This is a genomic window from Gallibacterium sp. ZY190522, assembly GCF_054166015.1.
In genome coordinates, this window is the sequence record NZ_CM135118.1 from 1,074,859 (window position 1) to 1,091,138 (window position 16,280).

Below are 16,280 nucleotides of genomic sequence, written 5' to 3' on the forward strand. Positions count from 1 at the left end.
CTTCCTCTCAATTATTGTTTTTGATGTGCAAATTGAATAATTTCCCGCATCTGCTCCAGAGTTTCAGTTCTCGCTAAAATCCCTTCTTCGCCCATAATTTTCGCAAAAATGCCAGGCACTTGTTGCACGCTGATAATACTGTTACCGAACTTCTCACAAATCGCCTGTGTTGTATTCACATAATTTTTATTTGCTTTACGCGAAATATAAGCCACATTCCACGGATGAGTAATATGTGCATAGAATCTATTTTCTTTAACAATATTGGCATATTCATTAAATACATCAAAATCATTGGCATAATTCCACATATCAATGGTTAAACCACCCGGTGGACGGCAGTTAATTTCAAGGGGTAATATTTCGTTGCTGCCCTTAACACGGAAAAACTCAAAATGGAAAAAACGTTCTTTAACATTAAATGCCTCTACGCAAACTTTACCTAGCTCAATTAATTTTGGTGAAATTTCACGTGGCACAAAATAGAACATATCACCGTCTTTCTCCACTGTATCTAACACTGCTTCAGAATATTCTAAACTGGAATAGAATACGATATTCCCATTGTGATCGGCTAAACCATCAAACGTCACAATATCTCCATCGATAAATTCCTCCATAATATATTCAACATTTGGTGCTTTATGTTCAAAGAAATGTATTAAATCTTGTTTTGTACGAATTTTATAAGTGTCACTCGCTCCAACACCCGAATTCGGTTTAATAATCACTGGCAATTTTAATTCTGCAGCCAAACGATGAGCATCCTCTTCATCAGAAAAAACACGCCCTTTCGCCACTTTCAGCCCTGCTTTTTTAAACACTTCTTTCATTTGTGATTTGGTTTTAATCATTTTCATATCTTCGTTTTTATAACCAAACACATTAAAATCAGTACGAAGTTTTGCATCCAATTCCAACCAATATTCATTATGCGATTCAATGCGATCAATGCGTCCATACTTATGCGCAAAATAACCAACCGCACGATAAACCTGATCATAATCTTCCATATTATCAACACGATAATATTCTGTTAGCGAATTGCGTAACCCCTCGCTTAATGACTCATAAGGCGCATCGGCAATTCCTAATGTATTAAAACCGCTTTCACGCAATCTATGTGCAAACGTTTCAAAATTGGTGGGAAAATGGGGTGAAATCATTACAAAATTTATTGGTCTTGACATCAAAGATTCCTCAAATAGCAATAGTGATTAATATAATGCTGTGTTGCACTATTTATATAAATAGCTTGATTGATATTACTATTCCAATGTTCCCTGTTGCAATCATATTTTATATATAAAAGCATATTTTTATGTTTTATTTAGCCAATATGATTCATAAGATCTTTTCATTTTTTCGGTGTTACTTAAATTTTCATCGTGAAATGGTCAAAAGCAATAATTTCCAGTAAAATAACGGTTTTATCCAATCACAAAACAAACAGCGAGAACTATGTCCACACAATTTGTTTTTACAATGCATCGCGTGAGCAAAGTTGTGCCACCGAAGCGTCAAATTTTAAAAGATATTTCGTTAAGTTTCTTTCCCGGTGCAAAAATCGGTGTACTAGGTTTAAACGGTGCCGGTAAATCTACCTTATTGCGCATTATGGCAGGCGTAGATAAAGAATTTGAAGGGGAAGCCCGTCCACAACCTGGCATTAAAATCGGTTATTTGCCACAAGAACCAAAACTAGAACCACAACAGACCGTGCGAGAAGCGATTGAAGAAGCAGTTCACGAAGTGAAAAATGCATTAACCCGATTAGATGAAGTTTATGCACTATATGCTGATCCGGATGCGGATTTTGATAAATTAGCAGCAGAACAAGCTGAATTAGAAGCGATTATCCAAGCTCACGACGGTCATAACTTACAGAATCAATTAGAGCGTGCAGCAGATGCCTTACGTTTACCAGATTGGGACAGTAAAATCGAACATTTATCCGGTGGTGAACGTCGCCGTGTTGCGCTTTGCCGTCTACTATTAGAAAAACCGGATATGCTGTTATTGGACGAACCAACAAACCATCTTGATGCGGAATCTGTGGCTTGGTTGGAACGTTTCTTACACGATTATGAAGGCACTGTTGTAGCTATTACCCACGACCGTTACTTCTTGGATAATGTCGCCGGTTGGATTTTAGAGCTTGATCGTGGTGAAGGTATTCCTTGGCAAGGTAACTATTCTTCCTGGTTAGAGCAAAAAGAAAAACGTTTAGCACAAGAGGCAGCAACCGAATCAGCTCGTCAAAAATCAATAGAAAAAGAGCTTGAATGGGTTCGTCAAAATCCAAAAGGACGTCAAGCAAAAAGCAAAGCCCGTATGGCTAGATTTGAAGAATTAAATAGTAGCGATTATCAAAAACGTAATGAAACCAACGAACTCTTTATCCCACCTGGTCCTCGCTTAGGAGATAAAGTCATTGAAGTGGAAAATTTATCCAAATCATATGGTGATCGTACTTTAATTGATAATCTATCTTTTAATATTCCTAAAGGTGCAATTGTCGGGATTATCGGAGCAAACGGAGCTGGAAAATCTACGCTATTCAAAATGTTATCCGGTCAAGAACAACCTGACAAAGGCACTGTTACATTAGGGGACACTGTGGTTCTCTCTTCTGTCGAACAGTTCCGTGACAAGATGGATAATAGCAAAACTGTGTGGGAAGAAGTTTCCGGCGGTTTGGATATTATGAAGATCGGTAACTTTGAAATTCCAAGTCGTGCTTATGTAGGACGCTTCAATTTTAAAGGTGTTGATCAACAAAAACGTGTCGGTGAATTATCAGGTGGTGAACGTGGTCGTTTGCATTTAGCCAAATTATTACAACGTGGCGGAAATGTGCTGCTCCTTGACGAGCCAACCAACGATCTTGATGTGGAAACCTTACGTGCATTGGAAAATGCTATCTTGGAATTCCCGGGCTGTGTGATGGTTATTTCTCACGACCGCTGGTTCTTGGATCGTATCGCTACTCACATTTTGGATTATGGTGATGAAGGTAAAGTCACTTTCTATGAAGGTAACTTCTCTGATTATGAAGAGTGGAAGAAGAAAACCTTTGGTGCTGAAGCTGTCCAACCAAAACGTATAAAATATAAACGTATTACGAAATAAATCACTACCAAATAAAATATACCGCCTATATAGTTTTATACACAACTAATAGGCGGAATTATCCATTATAAAAAGCTGAATTAACTTGCCAACGCTAACATCTCCTGTGCATTTGCTAACGATAACTGCGTTACTTCACTACCACCAAGCAATCTACCCAACTCTTTTACTCGTTCCTCAGCATTTAATAAACTGACCTGTGTTTCTGTTTTTCCGGCTTTGCAATATTTTTCAACTTTATAATGTTGATGCCCGTGTGATGCGACCTGCGGCAAATGCGTGATACATAGAATCTGCACTTTTTCACCTAATGAACGCAAAAGTTTACCGACAATATTGGCTGTTGCACCACTGATACCTACATCAATTTCATCAAAAATCAAGGTTGGAACAGTACTTTGATCAGAAGTTAATGTTTGTAACACCAATGCAATTCGAGATAATTCGCCACCAGAAGCATTTTTATGCAAAGGTTGAAAACTCTCTCCTAAATTGCTCAATAGCATAAACGTGATTTGATCTATACCTTTATTAGATAATTTTTGTGATTCCATAGTGCATTGAATATCAAATTCAGCATTTTCCATTGCTAACTGTTTAATTTCTTCGGTTACCGCTTTCGCTAATAAAATGGCACCTTGTTGCCGACGTTCCGAAAGCTGTTTCGCAATTCTCATTGCCTGTTGATAAGCTTGCTGTTCCGCTTCGACTAACAACTCTTCGCCATCAATATATTCCGCTAACTGTTCATATTCATGCTTTAATTGCTGATGATAAACCGGTAATTCTGAAACATTAACCCGATGTTTTTGTGCTAATTGTAACGCCTGTTTTAAACGCATTTCCGTATTAGCCAATAACTCCGGATCATCCTCGATACGATAGGCAAGATGCTGCACTTCAGAAAAAGCTTCTCGAACGTAAATCTGCGCCTGTTGGATTAATTGTTGTGCCTCTTTAAATTGCTCATCCGCCTCAACCAATTCATCTAAATAGCTCACTGTTTTATTTAATAAATTTTCGATATTCGCGGTTTCATTTTCCGACAACAACTGTAAAACAGATTGCGACCCTCGACTTAACAATTCACTATTTGCTAATCGTTTTTGTGTTAAATCCAATTCTTCAAACTCACCCTGTTTTAAGGCAAATTCATTCAATTCTTCAATTTGATAATGTAATAGCTGTTTTCTTGCCTCGTTTTCTGCACATTGTTGACGAAAATCCGCCAATTTTTGCTGTTGTTGCTTCCACAAATGAAATTGATGATTTAACTGCTGTAATAAACTTTGGTTATGACAAAAAGTATCCAATAGCTGTAATTGATATTCAGGCTTCAATAATTGTTGAGAACAATGCTGTCCACTGATTTGCACTAATAATGCGCCTAACTCACGTAATTGAGCAGCAGGCACCGGTTGATTATTAATAAATCCTTTTGAGCGCCCATCCGCACTAATTGTACGGCGCAAAACACACTCTTCCGGATTTTCTTCATCATCCAATTCGTGTGCTTGTAACCATTGCTGTGCCGCAGAATTATTTTGTAATGAAAACAATGCACTAACATCCGCTCTTGATTCGCCGGAGCGCAACATTCCGCTCTCAGCACGCTGCCCCAAACAGACCTCTAAGGCATCCAATGCAATTGACTTGCCGGCACCGGTTTCACCGGTAATAACAGACATTCCTTGTGCAAAATCTAAGGTAAGACGATTAACAATAGCAAAATTATTGATGCGTAATTGAGTGAGCATAAGAAACCTCCAATACTGTATAAATATCAGTATATACTGTTTTTTTATACAGTAAAGTGTTTCTTGAAATTTAAAATAATTTTTTTAGCCAACCTAATTTAGAACTGAGGATGTTATAGTAGTTATAATCTTGTAAATGCAGCAGTTTCATCCGCAAATCACTCTTTTTCACCACAATCACATCATCAATACAGAAAGGAATATTCACCTGGCTATCACAACTCACTTCTAACTGCCGCACGTTATACTGTGCAAAACGAAAGTGCAATTTGCTGTCGCCATCCACCACCAACGGGCGTGAAGATAAGGTATGTGGGAACATTGGTACCAATGTAATCGCATTTAATAGTGGCGTTAAAATCGGTCCGCCGGCAGACAATGAATAAGCGGTTGAACCGGTCGGTGTAGCAATAATCAAGCCGTCAGAACGCTGCGAAAAACAAAATTTATCATTAATATAAACTTGAAAATCAATCATATGTGCAATTTTTGCTGGATGAATCACAACCTCATTAATCGCTTGATTTGACGCAATAACCTGTCCTTCTCGTTCCACATTCACATCCAATAAAAAGCGTTCTTCTACAAAGAATTCACCACGATCCAAACAGGCAGATAACTGTTCATACACCTGATCTGGGTCAATATCAGTTAAAAATCCCAAATTTCCACGATTAATCCCGATCAACGCTGTATCATAACGGGCAAGTATGCGTGCTTTCCCCAGCATATTGCCGTCACCGCCAATCACAATCACTAATTCTGCCATTGAGCCAATCTCATCCAACGTAGCAATATGTTTTGCACTCAATTGCAGAGCTTTACCGACTTCCTGTTCAACTAAAACGTGATAACCACGATGCTTTAGCCAAATAAATAGATCTTGATGCATTTGCAGGCGATCATCGTGTCGAGGCTGCCCTACAACACCAATCGTACGAAACGAACGATGTAATGTATGCTGTTGCAGTTTCATTCTAAATTCTTGCATAACAATTACCCAATTGATAACAACGCAATCCTTGAATTGCACTAAATGAGGCTTATATTAACATAACTATCGGCGATAATTTTGACTTAATTAATATCTCATGCCGAATAATTGGCGGTAATAGTGTTTTTTGTTAAACTAGTCGCCGTAAAATGCCCCTTTTTGATTTTGGAGAATATTATGTCTGAACAACAAAACAATGAACAAAACGTTATGAATGAAGAAGTCAATCAACAATCAATAGAAACAGAACAAACGAACGAGCAAGAAAAAAACACCGAAATCGATCCATTAAGTGAAGCACTTGCCAAAATCCAAGATTTAGAAAGTCAATTAGAAAAAGCTGCAAAAAAAGAACAGGATATTATGTTAAGAGCTCGTGCTGAAATTGACAATATCCGCCGCCGTACCGAAGCGGATGTAGAAAAAGCACATAAATTTGGCTTAGAAAAATTTGCTAAAGAAATTCTTAATGTAATTGATAATTTAGAGCGAGCTGCTGCAACGCCAAACACCTCTGAAGATGAAAGCGTAAAAGCTCTTTTTGATGGAGTAGAACTTACCCTAAAAGACCTCCTTTCTACCGTAGCTAAATTCGGTATCGAACCAGTCGGCGTTGTAGGTGAAACGTTTAATCCAGATCTTCACCAAGCAATCTCAATGCAACCAACCGAAGGCTTCAACGCTAATCAAATCACTACCGTTCTACAAAAAGGCTATCTACTAAACGGACGCGTTATTCGTCCTGCGATGGTAATGGTTGCCTCTTAAAAAAACAAAAAACCTCTTAAGCTGAACCAAGCAGCCTAAGAGGTTTTCTCATATTATTTATTAGTGTATCTATCAGAAGTTAGATTGATATTTTCAAATAAAGAGGTTAATTGTGATTGAAGCTACTCCACTAACTGTTCCGAACCCAGCACAATCCGATTAGCTTCAACATTAATCTCTTTGATAATAGATTGGTATTCATTGATAGCCTCCAATAATGTTATCGGGATATGCTTTTCTATTTGTTTCCAAGCTTCTGAAGGGATAAATTTTGTTGCTTCTTAATAGAGCGAAACAAACGCAATCTTGCAGGAAATTTCTAATGACATAGTTACTCCTTTGTAAAGTTTGTTACAAATAATAATACTAAAATCCCCCTAAAAAACGAAATTACAAATTTGTATTTTAGCCCTATTTTCTTTTTTTAATCATCATTATGCGATATGGAGCACACTTTTCTCTTTGATAACTTATTAAATTATTTTCTTATAAAAACTTACTGAAAATACCCTATAAAAATGATGAAAAATCAACCTTCAATTGGCCGTTTTTTATCCTAAATATTGCTCTCCTTTCCATCCCATCCACTTTTGATTAAAATATCACTCTCATCTCTCATATCAGGAATAGACAGTGAATATTAAAAAGACAGTACGGCTCGGTTTATTATCGGGATTAACCTTATTATTTATAGGTTGTGCAAATGATGGACAATTCGTTACCCCTCAGGTTACATTATCTCACAATGATCCAGTATGGTTACACCATCAGCAAATGGTAAATGCAATTAACCATTATATAGCAGAAGGACAATTAGGATATATCAGTAAAAAAGAACGTTTTTCTTCCTCTTTTCAATGGCAATATTTAGATGAGCAACATTATCGTTTATATTTTTCTTCCTTATTAAGTCGCAATACATTAACAATTGAAAAAACAGTAACAAATACCATAATTTTCGATAATAAAGGCAATTATTATTCTGATAAAAATATTCATCAATTATTGCAAGATATTATCGGTTTTGATTTTCCGGTAGAACAATTTCCGAATTGGTTAAAAGGGTTGCCGGGAAACACACAAAATTATGTTGTTAATCAGCAGGGTTTATTAAGCCATTTTGATTATCAATGGCAAAATGAAATATGGCAAGCAAAATATGTGAATTACAATCAACAATCTCCAAAGTTGCCGCAAAATTTATTTATTAGTAGCCCAGATAAAACATTAAAAATTCAAATTAAAAAATGGACTTTCTAATGGTTAAAAATAACTCTTTTTTAAATCGTTCTTTTTCATTTCCCTGCCCGGCAAAATTAAATCTTTTTTTATATATTAATGGGCGACGTGAAGATGGTTATCACGAATTACAAACATTATTCCAATTTTTAGATTTTTCAGATCAGCTCACGGTAACAATAAATAACAGTGGCAATATCACTTTGGAAAATCAATTAGATAACGTTGTTCTTGAAGATAATCTTATTTTTCGTGCCGCAAAATTATTACAACAATACACGCAAACTTCGCTAGGTGCTTCTCTCTCCATTGAGAAAAAGCTACCAATGGGTGGCGGCGTTGGCGGTGGTTCATCCGATGCGGCAACAACATTAGTCGCCTTGAATTATTTGTGGCAAACAAATCTTTCGCTCTCTCAATTAGCCGAACTCGGTTTAAAACTCGGTGCGGATGTGCCGATTTTTGTTCACGGTAAATCTGCTTTTGCCGAAGGTGTCGGTGAAAAAATCAGCTATTGTGAACCAGATGAAAAATATTATGTAGTATTAAAACCGGAGGTAGCAATTTCTACCGCAAAAATCTTTCAAGATCCGAAATTGCCAAGAGATACGCCGAAACGATCTTTATCACAACTATTATCTTGCATTTATACAAACGATTGCGAAAAAGTTGTGCGAGATCATTATCCTGAGGTTGAACAAGCTATTCAGTGGTTGGTACAATATGCACCGACCCGTTTAACAGGGACTGGCGCGTGCATTTTTGCTGAGTTTGATTCGCAAGATGCTGCAATAGCCGTATATCAACAACGCCCGACCCACTTATCAGGGTTTGTTGCTAAAGGGGTAAATCGTTCTCCGTTATACCTTGTCCTTGAGAATATGCAACAAAATTGTTAACGTGTGGATTGCACTGCAATCTGAATATTAAAAAACCAACTCTGAGGTTAAAAATGCCTGACATTAAGCTGTTTGCTGGTAATGCAACACCAGAACTAGCCAAAAAAATTTCTGAACGTCTTTATACTTCACTTAGCGATGCCATTGTGGGTCGTTTCAGTGATGGTGAAATCCAAATCCAAATCAATGAAAATGTACGTGGTTCCGATGTATTTATCGTTCAATCCACTTGTGCACCAACTAATGATAATCTAATGGAATTAGTGGTAATGATAGATGCTCTTCGCCGTGCATCTGCCGGAAGAATTACTGCGGTAGTACCTTATTTCGGTTACGCTCGTCAAGACCGGCGTGTACGTTCTTCTCGAGTACCGATTACAGCAAAAGTGGTGGCAGATATTTTATCTAATGTCGGCGTTGACCGTGTTTTAACCTGCGACTTACACGCAGAGCAAATTCAAGGTTTTTTTGATGTGCCAGTAGATAATGTTTTCGGTTCACCAGTTCTATTGGATGATATTTTGAAGAAAACTGATTTAGAAAATCCTATCGTTGTTTCTCCGGATATCGGTGGTGTAGTTCGCGCTCGTGCAGTAGCCAAATTATTAAATGATACCGATATGGCGATTATTGATAAACGTCGCCCTCGTGCAAATGTTTCTCAAGTAATGCATATTATCGGTGATGTTGCTGATCGTGATTGTATCTTGGTTGATGATATGATCGATACCGGTGGTACATTATGTAAAGCGGCAGAAGCATTAAAAGAGCGTGGTGCAAAACGTGTATTTGCTTATGCAACGCACGCTGTTTTCTCTGGTTCAGCACCGAAAAATATTGCTAGCCCAGCATTAGATGAAATTGTTGTTACTGACACTATCCCTCTTAGACCAGAAATTATTGCGTTGAATAAAGTAAGGGTATTGACACTGTCTGGTATGTTAGCAGAAGCAATCCGACGTATCAGCAATGAAGAATCCATTTCAGCAATGTTCAAATAACGGCATAGTAGACAAAATTGTTGCTAAAAAGTGGCTTAAAGCCTTATAGTACAAGGCTTTAAGCCCTCTTTTTGAAATATGAATAAAAAACTGCCCATTTTGCCAAAGTGCAGAAATAAAGAAACATGGCAAATTAAATAATTTTCAACGTTATTTTTGTCACCAATGCCATAAAACATTTACGTTCAAAAAGAAATTAGATCCAATAAAAATTTGGTCTGATTACACTTGTGGAAAACAAACTTATCAACAACTTGCAATTAAATATCATTGTTCCGTTAGAACCATTCAAAGATATATAGATAAATCCCCCAAAACACCCTTAAAATTACCTCAAAATCGATACCTGAACATTATTATGGATACCACCTTTTTTGGTCGCTATTTTGGTGTTTTAGTGCTGATGGATTCAAAAACAAATAAGGTAGTTTGTTATCACTTTATACGAACAGAAAAGGATATTTATTACAAATTAGCATTAAATCGACTAAGAGAAAAAGGCTATATAATTCAAGCTATTACTTGTGATGGGAGAAGAGGATTAATGAAAGATCTTTTTAATACTCCGGTACAGATGTGTCAATTTCATATGATAGCTATTGTAATGAGAAAATTAAGAAAAAAACATCAATCATCAGCAGGTAAGGAATTAAAAATTATCACTAAAACAATAACAGAAAGTACAAAAAATGAATTTTATCTTCGCTTACATACATGGTATTTAAAGCACGAGATTTTTTTAAAAGAACGAAGTGAAAAAGCGAATGAAAAAGGCTATTTCCCATATAAGCATCGAAACATAAGAGGCGCTTATGCCAGTTTAAAATGGTATATGAATTATTTATTCTATTTTGAAAAGTATACTGAAATAAATATTGAAAAGACGACAAATAGGATTGAAGGATTATTTAAACATCTAAAACGTCAATTAAATAATCATAATGGCTTAACAAAACAGCATAAGATCATGTTTATAAAGGATTTTTTAAATAAAAAGAGTTGCTAATATTTTGAAAAATAAATATTAGCAACAAAATTGTCCACATGGCATAGTTTTTGATAGATCAGCAACAATTTTGTCTACTATGCCCAAATAACTGGCAGTTCCATAATAATTGACACAAAAAACCTGCTTTTTTCAGCAGGTTTTTTCATCTTTACTTGGCTTATTTTAAAAAATCGGCTACAAGCGACGAACTTGCCAAAATGCTTTATTCCAATAAGGATTATTCAGCGAGGAATAGATAACACCACCTTTGGTAGAAGCGTGCAAAAATTGGTTATTTTTCACATAAATACCAACGTGATAACCGTTAGGACCTCTGCCGGTTTTAAAAAAAACCAAATCACCGGTTTGAATTTCATCCAAACCAACTTCAATGCCTACTTTAGATTGTGCCGTAGTTGTGCGTGGTAATTGAATCGCAAAACGATCCGAAAACGTTCTCATCACAAAGCCGGAACAATCAACACCACTTTTCGTATTGCCGCCTATTCGATAAGGAGTACGATACCATTCGTGTTGCTGCTCACTAAGTTGCGCCATCGTATAAATCGGATCAGGCATTCGACTGTTATATGAATGGCGATATGATGAACAAGCTGCCAATCCAAAGACTAAACCAATAATTAAACTTGTTTTAACAGAAGATGTTAGTTTTATTTTTAACACGGACATTCTCCATTCTTACAAGAAAAAATAAAGAGCATTCCTGTTCAAGGAATACTCTTTTTATTCAATCAATCTTTTGGTTTAGATTTCTCAACTCGTGCGCGCAATTTTTGCCCTGCTTTAAATACCACAACACGGCGCGCAGTAATCGGCACATACTCGCCTGTTTTAGGGTTTCTCCCCGGACGCGGTGTTTTATCTCGCAACTCAAAGTTTCCAAAACCGGATAACTTCACCTCTTCACCGGACTCAAGCGCCTGACGAATTTCTTCAAAAAATGATTCAACCAGTTCTTTTGCATCATTTTTATTTAGATTGAATTTCTCAATCAAATTTTCAGCAAGTTCTACTTTTGTTAGTGTCATAAATTAATCTCTCAAATAAGCGTTTAATTTTTCTTTCAATGCAGATAACACGGTATCTACCACTGCTGAAATATCTTCATCACTTAGCGTTTTTTCATTATCTTGCAAAATCAAGCTAATCGCTAAACTTTTCATTCCTTCGGCAATTCCTGCCCCTTGGTAAACATCAAATAAATTGATTTGTGTTAATTGTGTTCCGGCAGCCTCACGACAAACTGTTAACACCTCATCGGCAGTCACATTCTCAGCCACAATAATCGCCAAATCTCGGCGGTTGGCAGGAAAACGGGAAACTTCTTTGGCTTGAATAACATCTTTATATGAAATTTTATCCCATAAAACTTCAAACACCACGACCTTTCCATTTAAATCCAATTTTTGTGCTACACGAGGATGGATTGTACCAATAAAGCCGATCTCCTCATCACCCAACATAATGGCAGCTGATTGCCCAGGATGTAAGGCTGGATACGATTTTGCAACAAATTTAATATTTTTTCCAGCGTTGGAGAGATCAAAAATACTTTCTAAATCCCCTTTCAAATCAAAGAAATCCACAGATTCCGACTTAATTGCCCAATGTTCATTATGACGGTTTCCTGAAATTACCCCAGCAATCACAAATTCCTGACGCACACCAATTGGATGATTTGAATCAACGACAAAACGCAAACCACTTTCAAATAGACGAACACGAGATTGTTGACGATTTTGGTTATATACCACCGCACCAAGCAGTCCACTCAATAAAGAAACACGCATTGCTGACATCTCAACAGAGATCGGATTTGGCAGAATTAACGCTTCTTGTTCAGGGTGCAATAAACGCTGAACTTTCGGATCAACGAAACTATAAGTAATCGCTTCTTGATAATCGTGTTCTACAAATGCTGTTTTAATACGGCTTAATGAAATATCGGATTCCTTATGTTCACGCATCATTAAATGTGCCAACGGTGCATTATTAGGAATTGTGTTATAACCATAAATACGAGCCACTTCTTCGATTAAATCTTCTTCGATTTCAATATCAAAACGCCAACTAGTAGGTACCACAGTCCAAACATCGTTTACATAGGAAACCTGGAAGCCTAAACGCTGCAAAATATCAGTAACACTTGCAGTTTCAATGTGATGACCTAGCAAGTTATCCAATTTTTCACGACGCAATGTTACCGGATTTAATTTTGGTAATGCATTTTCATCAACAACCTCACAAATTTCACCAGCTTCACCACCACAAATTTCAATTAACAATGCAGTAGCACGCTCCATCGCATAACGCTGTAATTCAAAATCAACACCACGCTCAAAACGATGAGAAGAATCTGTATGCAAACCATACTGTCTAGCACGCCCAGTAATAGCCAACGGAGCAAAAAAGGCAGATTCTAAAATCACATTTTTTGTATTTGCACTCACACCGCTTGCTTCACCGCCAAAAATGCCAGCCATTGCTAATGGCCCATTTTGATCAGCGATTAACAATGTATTCTCTTTTAACTCTGCTGTTGTACCGTCCAACAATACTAATTTTTCGCCGGTTTTCGCCATTCTGACTTGAATAGGTTGAGCAACTTTATCCGCATCAAACGCGTGCATTGGCTGACCTAACTCCAACAAAATATAATTGGTAACATCAACCACTGGATCGATAGAACGAATACCGCAACGGCGTAATTTTTCCTGCATCCAAATCGGTGTTGATGCTTGCACATTAACATTTCTTACCATACGCAATAAATAACGTGGGCAAGCCTCAGGTGCATTTAATTCAATCGCTACTTTATCACTGATGGTTGATTTTACTGGCGTAAACTGCAATTGGTTCATCGCTAATTTATTCACCACAGCCACTTCTCGAGCAATTCCACGGATACTCAAACAATCCGCACGGTTCGGTGTTAAACTAATTTCAATCGCTTTATCATTTAATTTGAGATATTCACGAAAATCCATACCGATAGGAGCATCTGCCGGTAACTCAATGATGCCATTACCGTCAGTTGAAATTGCCAACTCAGCATAGGAACATAACATTCCTTCAGAAGGTTGCCCTCTTAACTTGGCTTTCTTGATTTTAAAATCACCCGGTAACACTGCACCAACTTTCGCACAAGCCACTTTTAATCCTTTACGACAATTTGGTGCACCACAGACAATATCTAACAGCTCACCATCACCGACATCCACTTTAGTTACACGCAGTTTATCAGCATCCGGATGTTGTGCACATTCAACCACTTCACCAACCACCACGTTACTAAAGTCACCAGCAACCGGTTCAACGCCATCAACTTCCAAACCTAGCATTGTGATTTGATCACATAACTGTTCGGTGCTAATCGCAGGATTAACCCATTCTCTCAACCACGATTCATTGAATTTCATTTTTTCAAATATCTCCCTGCAAATTAGTTAAACTGTTTTAAAAAACGTAGATCATTTTCGAAGAAAGCGCGTAAATCAGTCACGTTATAACGCAACATTGTTAAACGTTCTACCCCCATACCAACTGCAAAACCGGAATATTCATTCGGATCAATGCCGACATTGCGTAACACATTTGGGTGTACCATTCCACAACCTAACACTTCCAACCATTTTCCATTTTTTCTCATCACATCCACTTCCGCAGAAGGTTCGGTGAATGGGAAATAAGAAGGACGAAAACGCACCTGCAAATCTTCTTCAAAGAAGTTTCGCAAGAAATCGTGTAACAAGCCTTTTAATTCAGTGAAATTAGCCTTTTTATCAACAAACAATAATTCGATTTGATGAAACATTGGTGTATGTGTTTGATCATAATCGTTACGATAAACACGACCTGGTGCAATAATACGAATCGGAGGACGCTGTTTTTCCATTGTCCGAATCTGTACGCCTGAAGTTTGGGTACGTAATAAACGTTCCGCATCAAACCAAAATGTATCGTGATCAGCACGTGCCGGATGATGTGCCGGAATATTCAACGCATCGAAATTATAATGATCAGTCTCAATTTCTGGACCTGTTTCCACAGCAAAGCCGAGTTCAGAGAAAAATTTCACCACGCGCTCAATTGTTAATGTCACCGGATGAAACCCACCATTTTCTAATTTACGTCCCGGTAAAGTGACATCAATCCGCTCTTTTGCCAATTTAGTATTTAACTCCGCCTCTTCCAACTCAGCTTTTTTCGCATTCAATGCGGATTGTGCTATCTGTTTTGCTTCATTAATTTTCGCCCCCATCGCCGGACGCTCTTCGGCGGATAGTTCACGAAGCCCCTGCATTAATAATGTATAAGGTCCTTTTTTTCCGAAATACTCAACACGAATAGCCTCTAATGCCTTTCCGTCCTGAGCTGCTGTAATCGCCGCTAAGGCTTGCTCTGTAATCTGCTCTAGGTTTTGCATACCTTTCCTCTGTGATTTAAATAACTCAATAATCGTCCAAAATTTGTCATAAAAAAAGCCTCCATACCGAGGAGGCTTGTCAGTTTAATTGCCAATATTTTAGTTAAACTAATCGCCTCTTAGATACTAAGAGTAAAAAAATCGAAAACTAAAAAATAATGTGGTCATAATTAAACTGAAATGAAATAGTTAAAAGTGAAGTAATGATAATACTAACCGCTTAAAAAATCACGTTTTATTGTTGTATTTCTGTCATTTCTTGTTGTAATGCTGCCTCAATTTGTACTTTTACACACTCTCGTTCAAAATAAACACCTTGTGGTAAAACCGAATAACAAAACCGTTCTCCGGCAAATGAAAACGCCAATATTGCTGCGTGCAAATAACATCGATCTGTCAGCGATTTATCGCCATATAAAGGATCACCCAAAATTGGGCTGCCCAAACTTTTCATCGCGACTCTCAACTGATGAGTTTTCCCAGTTTGCGGTTTTAACACAAACAAACGCAATCCTTTTTCACAATTGATTGAATAAAAACGTGTTATTGCAGGATTACTATAGGTTGGTGCTAATTTCCACATTCCACGCCGACTCCGCACCATATCTCCCTTAACCAATCCCTGTTTTTTCTTCGGTTTTTCCGTTGCCAATGCCAGATAAATTTTTTGCACTTGATGTGCGGCAAACTGTGCTGATAATTCAACTGCCGCTTGTCGATTCAATGCTAACAATAATAAGCCGGAAGTGCTTTTATCCAAGCGATGAATCAACCAAACCTGCTCCACACCAATCTGTTCGGCAAGCTGTGTTGTTAAACCCTGTTCATTATCATCTTTATGCACACTGACACCACAAGGCTTATTGATAACTACAAAATTTTCTGTTTGAGCAACAATCTGAAAAGGCATTAACACCACTTCTCCAATAACCATAAAAGTTAGCCAGTATAAGTGATTTCAAAAATAATGGTATGACCACCCACAAAATTCACGATTTTTCCAAGCAAAACTAGCTCAAAAACAATATTTATCGCAAATAATTTTACCTACGTCA

Annotated in this window: 14 protein-coding genes; 6 read left to right on the forward strand and 8 right to left on the reverse strand. The window is 37.4% G+C overall.

Translation table 11 applies throughout. The features are described 5' to 3' along the window. Positions 1–11: 11 nt before the first annotated feature. Complete coding sequence (locus tag ACXPAV_RS05335; RefSeq protein WP_458004268.1) at positions 12–1,190, reverse strand: ATP-grasp domain-containing protein; 1,179 nt, start codon at positions 1,188–1,190, stop codon at positions 12–14. A gap of 271 nt (positions 1,191–1,461) precedes the next feature. Between ACXPAV_RS05335 and ettA the strand changes: the two genes are divergently transcribed. Continuing rightward, entirely contained in the window at positions 1,462–3,132 is a 1,671-nt protein-coding gene (gene ettA, locus ACXPAV_RS05340) for an energy-dependent translational throttle protein EttA (protein ID WP_039171388.1), read from the forward strand. An 80-nt stretch (positions 3,133–3,212) separates the two neighbouring features. Here ettA and recN read toward each other — a convergent pair whose 3' ends face one another. Both recN and ACXPAV_RS05350 read right to left on the reverse strand, forming a co-directional pair. Continuing rightward, positions 3,213–4,889, reverse strand: coding sequence for a DNA repair protein RecN (gene recN / locus ACXPAV_RS05345; RefSeq protein ID WP_458004269.1), 1,677 nt, complete (start codon positions 4,887–4,889; stop codon positions 3,213–3,215). Between the two features lie 70 nt (positions 4,890–4,959). After that, on the reverse strand, positions 4,960–5,880 hold the full coding sequence (locus ACXPAV_RS05350; protein WP_458004270.1) for an NAD(+) kinase: 921 nt from the start codon (positions 5,878–5,880) through the stop codon (positions 4,960–4,962). Between the two features lie 180 nt (positions 5,881–6,060). On the opposite strand from ACXPAV_RS05350, the gene grpE reads away from it, so the two are divergent. The 5 genes from grpE to ACXPAV_RS05375 all read left to right on the forward strand — a co-directional run bounded on the left by grpE (position 6,061) and on the right by ACXPAV_RS05375 (position 10,796). Beyond that, entirely contained in the window at positions 6,061–6,651 is a 591-nt protein-coding gene (grpE, locus tag ACXPAV_RS05355; protein ID WP_458004271.1) for a nucleotide exchange factor GrpE, read from the forward strand. Between the two features lie 633 nt (positions 6,652–7,284). Further along, positions 7,285–7,911, forward strand: a complete 627-nt coding sequence (lolB, locus tag ACXPAV_RS05360) for a lipoprotein insertase outer membrane protein LolB (RefSeq protein WP_458004272.1) — start codon at positions 7,285–7,287, stop codon at positions 7,909–7,911. Continuing rightward, a complete protein-coding gene (gene ispE / locus ACXPAV_RS05365) occupies positions 7,911–8,789 on the forward strand; it encodes a 4-(cytidine 5'-diphospho)-2-C-methyl-D-erythritol kinase (RefSeq protein ID WP_458004273.1) in 879 nt (292 codons plus the stop codon). Before lolB ends, ispE begins: the two co-directional genes overlap by 1 nt. A gap of 53 nt (positions 8,790–8,842) precedes the next feature. After that, positions 8,843–9,790 (forward strand): ribose-phosphate pyrophosphokinase, encoded by a 948-nt coding sequence (locus ACXPAV_RS05370; RefSeq protein WP_039136268.1) that lies wholly within the window; start codon positions 8,843–8,845, stop codon positions 9,788–9,790. A 115-nt stretch (positions 9,791–9,905) separates the two neighbouring features. Beyond that, positions 9,906–10,796: an IS256 family transposase, variant Zn-binding type gene (locus tag ACXPAV_RS05375; RefSeq protein WP_458004394.1), complete on the forward strand. Its 891-nt coding sequence runs from the start codon at positions 9,906–9,908 to the stop codon at positions 10,794–10,796. Positions 10,797–10,973: 177 nt separating this feature from the next. Here the strand turns inward: ACXPAV_RS05375 and ACXPAV_RS05380 are convergent, their stop codons facing one another. The 5 genes from ACXPAV_RS05380 to ACXPAV_RS05400 all read right to left on the reverse strand — a co-directional run bounded on the left by ACXPAV_RS05380 (position 10,974) and on the right by ACXPAV_RS05400 (position 16,159). After that, positions 10,974–11,468, reverse strand: coding sequence for a C40 family peptidase (locus tag ACXPAV_RS05380; protein WP_335796403.1), 495 nt, complete (start codon positions 11,466–11,468; stop codon positions 10,974–10,976). A 62-nt stretch (positions 11,469–11,530) separates the two neighbouring features. After that, complete coding sequence (locus ACXPAV_RS05385) at positions 11,531–11,827, reverse strand: integration host factor subunit alpha (protein WP_013747046.1); 297 nt, start codon at positions 11,825–11,827, stop codon at positions 11,531–11,533. A 3-nt stretch (positions 11,828–11,830) separates the two neighbouring features. Next, positions 11,831–14,218 carry a phenylalanine--tRNA ligase subunit beta gene (pheT, locus tag ACXPAV_RS05390; RefSeq protein ID WP_458004274.1) on the reverse strand — a complete coding sequence of 796 codons (2,388 nt, stop codon included), beginning with the start codon at positions 14,216–14,218 and terminating at the stop codon, positions 11,831–11,833. A 23-nt stretch (positions 14,219–14,241) separates the two neighbouring features. Continuing rightward, the gene (gene pheS / locus ACXPAV_RS05395; RefSeq protein ID WP_039089775.1) at positions 14,242–15,225 is read right to left on the reverse strand and encodes a phenylalanine--tRNA ligase subunit alpha; all 984 of its coding nucleotides are present in this window, start codon (positions 15,223–15,225) and stop codon (positions 14,242–14,244) included. A 235-nt stretch (positions 15,226–15,460) separates the two neighbouring features. Next, entirely contained in the window at positions 15,461–16,159 is a 699-nt protein-coding gene (locus ACXPAV_RS05400) for a TIGR01621 family pseudouridine synthase (protein WP_458004275.1), read from the reverse strand. Positions 16,160–16,280: the final 121 nt, after the last annotated feature.

Coding starts and splice junctions, on each gene's coding strand:
- ACXPAV_RS05335 (WP_458004268.1), bottom strand. CDS start 1,190: ATGTCAAGACCAATAAATTTTGTAATGATTTCACCCCATTTTCCCACC.
- ettA (WP_039171388.1), top strand. CDS start 1,462: ATGTCCACACAATTTGTTTTTACAATGCATCGCGTGAGCAAAGTTGTG.
- recN (WP_458004269.1), bottom strand. CDS start 4,889: ATGCTCACTCAATTACGCATCAATAATTTTGCTATTGTTAATCGTCTT.
- ACXPAV_RS05350 (WP_458004270.1), bottom strand. CDS start 5,880: ATGCAAGAATTTAGAATGAAACTGCAACAGCATACATTACATCGTTCG.
- grpE (WP_458004271.1), top strand. CDS start 6,061: ATGTCTGAACAACAAAACAATGAACAAAACGTTATGAATGAAGAAGTC.
- ispE (WP_458004273.1), top strand. CDS start 7,911: ATGGTTAAAAATAACTCTTTTTTAAATCGTTCTTTTTCATTTCCCTGC.
- ACXPAV_RS05370 (WP_039136268.1), top strand. CDS start 8,843: ATGCCTGACATTAAGCTGTTTGCTGGTAATGCAACACCAGAACTAGCC.
- ACXPAV_RS05380 (WP_335796403.1), bottom strand. CDS start 11,468: ATGTCCGTGTTAAAAATAAAACTAACATCTTCTGTTAAAACAAGTTTA.
- ACXPAV_RS05385 (WP_013747046.1), bottom strand. CDS start 11,827: ATGACACTAACAAAAGTAGAACTTGCTGAAAATTTGATTGAGAAATTC.
- pheT (WP_458004274.1), bottom strand. CDS start 14,218: ATGAAATTCAATGAATCGTGGTTGAGAGAATGGGTTAATCCTGCGATT.
- pheS (WP_039089775.1), bottom strand. CDS start 15,225: ATGCAAAACCTAGAGCAGATTACAGAGCAAGCCTTAGCGGCGATTACA.
- ACXPAV_RS05400 (WP_458004275.1), bottom strand. CDS start 16,159: ATGGTTATTGGAGAAGTGGTGTTAATGCCTTTTCAGATTGTTGCTCAA.